4 protein-coding genes and 1 pseudogene are annotated in these 5,885 nt (G+C 33.0%); 2 read left to right on the top strand and 3 right to left on the bottom strand.

The window, feature by feature from the left end:
* The 3 genes from ACIQZC_RS08410 to ACIQZC_RS08420 form a co-directional block, all read right to left on the bottom strand.
* Positions 1–886: FeoB small GTPase domain-containing protein (locus tag ACIQZC_RS08410; protein WP_396138787.1), on the bottom strand; the 886-nt coding region annotated here is incomplete at its 3' end.
* Between the two features lies 1 nt (position 887).
* The gene (locus tag ACIQZC_RS08415; protein ID WP_396138788.1) at positions 888–1,118 is read right to left on the bottom strand and encodes a ferrous iron transport protein A; all 231 of its coding nucleotides are present in this window, start codon (positions 1,116–1,118) and stop codon (positions 888–890) included.
* Positions 1,119–1,197: 79 nt separating this feature from the next.
* On the bottom strand, positions 1,198–1,896 hold the full coding sequence (locus ACIQZC_RS08420) for an SCO family protein (protein ID WP_396138789.1): 699 nt from the start codon (positions 1,894–1,896) through the stop codon (positions 1,198–1,200).
* Positions 1,897–2,017: 121 nt separating this feature from the next.
* Between ACIQZC_RS08420 and ACIQZC_RS08425 the strand changes: the two genes are divergently transcribed.
* Entirely contained in the window at positions 2,018–5,410 is a 3,393-nt protein-coding gene (locus ACIQZC_RS08425; protein ID WP_396138790.1) for a T9SS type A sorting domain-containing protein, read from the top strand.
* Between the two features lie 3 nt (positions 5,411–5,413).
* A pseudogene (locus tag ACIQZC_RS08430) lies at positions 5,414–5,885 on the top strand (M13 family peptidase); the annotation flags it as partial.

The raw sequence follows: 5,885 nt of genomic DNA on the forward strand, positions 1-5,885 counted from the left end.
CAAATAAAAATTGAAAAATAAGCATTAAAACTCCAAAGAAAATTACATAACCAAAAATTTTATGGGTTAAAACGCGATCAATTTTTGCTCGAATATCAGTTGCTTTTGAACTATCTATTTTTTGACCTATTTTCAAGGTGTCGTTAATAAATTGATATCGTTTTATGGTTTCTTTTTGTTGTAAACGCTTTAAATCGGCGTGCGATTTGGTGAACGGACTTTTTATTTCGTTTCGTTCCAAATTTAAGAAATTAACATCTTGCGTAATAACGAGCCAAAGTTTATACAACAACTGATTTGGAAACGCTCTTCTTAAATTATTGAAATATTCAGGATCAATGGTTGATGCGTTTAAGCAAGGCTCTGTTGAAAGTGTTTGGTAATTTAAAATTAATTCTTTCAAATAATCAATTCCTATTTTTTTTCTAGAACTTATTAAAGCAATTTTTGTTTTTAATTCTTTTTCTAAAACTGGAATATCCAATTCGATTCCTTTTAACGCCATTCGATCCGCCATATTTATTACTAAAATGGTTGGGATTTCTAAATCTTTAATTTGGGTAAAAAGTAATAAATTTCGCTTTAAATTTTCTACTTCTGTAACCAAAACAGCTACATTTGGGAAATCATCATCGTTTTTATTGAGCAATAATTCAATTACCACATTTTCATCAATCGAACTTGCATTTAAACTATAAGTTCCTGGTAAATCGATGATTTTAGCTTTAACAGCGTCCGATAATTTGCAAACACCTTGTTTTTTCTCAACCGTTATACCTGGATAATTGCCAACCTGTTGATTTAAACCGGTAAGGTCATTAAAAACTGAAGTTTTACCCACATTTGGATTACCAATTAAAGCAACTTTGATAGGATTTGCATTCATTTTAAAGTGCTTTTTGAATGCTTATTTCTTGAGCAGTTTCTAAACGAATAGCTACATGAGAATCATTAACATTAAAATATAAGGGATCGCCAAAAGGAGCCACCTGCAGCAATGTAATTTGATTACCAGGTAAACACCCCATTTCTAATAATTTTAGTGGGATTTCGTCTAAGTTTACAGCAGTTATAGTAGCCGTTTCACCTAATTTAAGAGAGGACGAATTTAGATCCATTTTTTATTTAGATTCAATTAAAATACAAAAGTAAAAATTAATAACCAAGTTAACCTGATAAAAATCATTTTAATCTAAATTATTTTTGATTTTCAGTAAGCCAAATAATATCCGATAATAACTGTTGCATATTTTTGGTTTTACTATCATCTGATGGTTGGTCTAGATTGGTACCGTCATAAAAACCTCTAATCCTTTTATTTTTGTCTACTAAAACAAAATTTTCGGTATGCACCATGTCATATAGTTCCTCCGGTTTCCCAGTTTTTACTGCCAAATATGATTTTCGAGCCAAATAATAAATTTCTTTTTTATCTCCGGTTACTAAATTCCATCGTGTATCATCAACCCCTTTTTCTTGCGCATATTTTTTTAAAACTGCTGGAGTGTCAATATCTGGTGTTACCGAAAAAGACAACAATTTTACCTCCGGATATTTTTTTAATTGATTTTGCAACCAAATCATGTTATTGGTCATTTTAGGACAAATAGTTGGACAAGTAGTAAAAAAGAAATCAGCCACATAAATGGTGTTTTCATACTCTTTTTGGGTGATTAATTTTCCGTTTTGATTGGTAAACGAAAAATCTGCAATCTTATGATCGTTACCAATGTGTTGCACCGTTGAGTCTACTAATTCAGGATTAATATCCCTTGGTGAATAGATGGGCAACATTTTTTCGGGAGTTTGCAAAGAGTAAATGCAAAAAAAAATAGCTATTGATACAATCAAAAATAGCAATATAAAGGTTCTGTATTGATTTAGTTGGCTGAGCATTATTTTTTTTACAAAAGTAAACATATTTATTTTTTATGCCCTTTTAAACCATTGTTAAAGTTTTAATTAAGTTCAATTTCTTTATTATATTTGTGAAATTATACTATAAAACACTTCTGAAATGATTAAAAATTACTTGATTGTTAGTTTATTGTGCTCCTTTTTTGGTTTTTCACAATTTAATCCAACAGCCCCATGGATGCAAAATATGAATACTGCAAAAGCAGGACAAGCAACTATTGATGAGCAAGTTGAAGCTTTTAACCAATATTGGTCAACAAGAGACAAAAACGCAAGAGGATCGGGGTATAAACCGTTTATGCGTTGGGAATATCATTGGAGAAATTATGCTAATGAACAAGGTTATATTATGTCTTCTGAAGATTTTTGGAATGTTTGGCGTCAAAAAAATCAATCAAGATTAAATAGAAATAATTCTTCTTTACCTGTGAGCAACTGGCAGCCTATAGGACCTTTTACCCACACAAATACGGGTTCATGGTCTTCAGGTCAAGGACGAGTAAATATTGTTCATGTAGATCCATCGAACTCAAATATTATTTATTTAGGTGCTCCAGCAGGCGGAATTTGGAAATCAATTAATAATGGAGTAACATGGACTCCTCTTACGGATGAATTACCGCAAATTGGTGTTTCTGGAATAGCGGTTGATTATTCCAATTCAAATGTAATTTATATTGCAACAGGAGATAAAGATGCTGGAGATTCATACTCTGTTGGAGTATACAAATCAACAGATAGTGGACTAACTTGGGGACCAACAGGAACGTTAGGGGGATCAAACCCTTCAAGAGCGGGCGATATTTTAATTCATCCAACGAATAATCAAATACTTTGGTGTGCCACTAATAATGGAATTTATAAAACAACAAACGCAGGGAATACTTGGAGCCAAGTACAATCAGGAGATTTTTCACAAGGAAGTATCCGTTTAAAACCAGGAGATCCTTCAACTGTTTATGGAGTTTCAGATACTAGCTTTTATCGTTCTACCGATTCAGGAACAACATTTACTCAAGTTACATCAGGATTAACACTAAGTTCAAGCCGATTATTGTTGGATGTTACTCCAGCAAATGCAAATTACGTTTACATTTTAAGCGCTAATACATCTGGAGGTTTTCAAGGTGTTTTTAAATCTATTGATGGAGGCACTACTTTTACAGCAACCAATACAACTTCAGATGTATTTGAATCTAATCAATCATGGTATGATTTAGCCTTAGCAGTATCCTCAACTAATGCTGAAGAAATTTATACAGGTTGTTTGAATCTATGGAAATCAACCGACGGCGGAGTTACAGTGACTAAAATGAACAATTGGAGTTCGCCTGCAGCACCATCTTACACGCATGCTGACATTCATTATTTAGGATTTCATGGGAATAAACTTTTTTGTGGTAGCGATGGTGGAATTTACGTTTCAAGTAATGGCGGCACCAACTTTTCAGATTTAACTGCCGGTGTACAAATTAGTCAATTTTATAAAATAGCCGTTTCAAAGCAATCCGCAGCCAATATGGTTGGTGGATTGCAAGATAATGGAGGTCATGCATACAGCAGTGGTCAATGGAAAAATTACTATGGCGCCGACGGAATGGATACTGCAATTAATCCTAATAATCCAAACCAGTATTATGGGTTTATACAGTCTGGAGGGAATCTTTATATAAGCAACAATGCGGGTAATGGATTAAGCGGTTCTGTTCCAGCCCCAACGGGTTTAAGCGGTAATTGGGTAACACCACTTGCCATTAATAACGCGGGACTTTTATTTGCGGGATATAATAACTTATATAAATTAGTATCAGGCGCTTGGGTACAACAAAACAGCAATTCTGTAGGTTCAGGAAACATAGAACTAATAAGTATTGATCCATTAAACGACAATATTATGTATGTTGCAAACGGGTCAACTTTATATAAAAGTACCGATTTAGGAATAAATTTCACTAATGTTTATAGCGCTTCTAGTGCTATTACATCAATTGAAGTCCATTCTTCAGACAGTAACACTGTGTATTTGACCACTCAAAGTTCTTCAGGAGGCGTATTCAAATCTACAAACGGAGGAACTTCTTTTTCTTCTTTTTCAACTGGATTACCAAGTATCGGTAAAAATGTAATTGCTCACCAAGGCAGAAACACACTAAACCCCCTCTATTTAGGAACTGATTTAGGAGTGTATTATAGAGATGATTCTATGACTTCTTGGCAGCCGTTTGATACAAACTTACCTAATGTTTCTGTAACCGATTTAGAAATAAATGTAGAAGACGCTAAATTAATTGCAGCAACCTATGGTAGAGGAATTTGGCAAACGAATATACCTGTTGAAATTCCTGCAAATGATGTAAAATTTGTAACCATTTTAAGTCCTGGAATAAATATTAATTGTGCACAAAATTTACTACCTCAAGTACAAGTTAAAAACAATGGAACAAATGCAATATCTAGCGTAACTGTTAATTATTCAATTGATACAAGTGCTACTAATAGCTATGTTTGGAATGGAACTATTGCCGCTAACAATAATGCAACCATTGATTTACCATCTTCAATATTAACTAGAGGGGTTCATACTTTAAATGTTTCTACTACTATTTCAGGTGATGCTTATTCTGACAATAATAGTGGTTCAACAACTTTTTACATTAATGATTCCGGTACAATAGGTCAAGTAAATCCATTTACAACAGCATCTAATGCATTAATCTCATACAATGAAGGCGGACAAGGCTCTCAGTGGGTTAGAGGTATTAGAACGTCTGGAATTATGTCTTCTGCCGGAAATACTGTTTATACCACTAATTTAACTGGAAATTATCCAGATATGATAAAATCGTATTTAGTTTCGCAATGTTATAATTTATCAAATGTAACAAACCCTAGAATTAGTTTTGCCATGAAATATGATTTAGAGAATAATTGGGACATCGTTTATGTTCAATATTCTACAAATTTTGGAGCAACATGGAATGTATTAGGAAATATGACAACTAATTGGTACAATAGCGATAGAACAAATGCAACTTCAGGCTCCGAAAATGACTGTCAAAATTGTCCAGGTGCGCAATGGACAGGTAGGCGTACTGTTTTAACCACTTATTCTTATCCGTTAAATGCCTTAAATACCGAAACTAATATTATTTTTAGAATTGTTTTTCATTCTGATGATGCTGAAAGCGGTTTAGGAATAAATGTTGATGATTTTGTAATTTCGGGGACGCTTTCATCAGAAATTTTTGAAATAAATAATGTATTCGTATATCCTAATCCATCCAAAGGAATTTTTAATATTTCACTTGGAAATCTTCAACCAACAGGAATTGAAGTATATGATTTAACGGGTAAAAAAGTTTATGCCAAAAAAGAAATAACAATATCAAATTTCGAAACAAAAATAGATTTGTCAAACGTAACTCAAGGAATTTATTTTGTTAAAATTATAGATAATAATCAATCAACAGTTAAGCGAATCATTAAAGAATAAATTATGAAAAAATTCATTGTAAAAGGAAGTTTTGGGCTTCTTATTTTAACAACTTGCTTTTATTCTTGTAAAGCGAAGCAAGAGGCCGTGAAGCAATCAACATCTACTGGAATTAATCTTAATTTCATGGATAAATCAACCAATCCGGCCGATAATTTTAATAGATATGTAAACGGAACTTGGTTAGATAAAACCGAAATTCCTGCCGACAGAACCCGTTGGGGAAGTTTTGATGAACTTCGAAAAAACACCGATGATGACGTAATGATCATTTTAAAAGATGCCATCAACGACAAAACTATTGATCCTAAATCTGATCAGGCAAAAGCAATTAGCTTATACAAAACCGTTTTAGATACCGTAACCAGAAATAAACAAGGCATTGAACCTTTGAAACCATATTTGGCTAAAATTAATTCGGTTCAAACCGCTGATCAATTAGTTGCTTTATTAGCAGAAATGGAACCAGAAATGG

Source organism: Flavobacterium sp., from assembly GCF_044338735.1.
In the GTDB taxonomy this organism is placed as follows: domain Bacteria; phylum Bacteroidota; class Bacteroidia; order Flavobacteriales; family Flavobacteriaceae; genus Flavobacterium.

Coding starts and splice junctions, on each gene's coding strand:
- ACIQZC_RS08415 (WP_396138788.1), bottom strand. CDS start 1,118: ATGGATCTAAATTCGTCCTCTCTTAAATTAGGTGAAACGGCTACTATA.
- ACIQZC_RS08420 (WP_396138789.1), bottom strand. CDS start 1,896: ATGCTCAGCCAACTAAATCAATACAGAACCTTTATATTGCTATTTTTG.
- ACIQZC_RS08425 (WP_396138790.1), top strand. CDS start 2,018: ATGATTAAAAATTACTTGATTGTTAGTTTATTGTGCTCCTTTTTTGGT.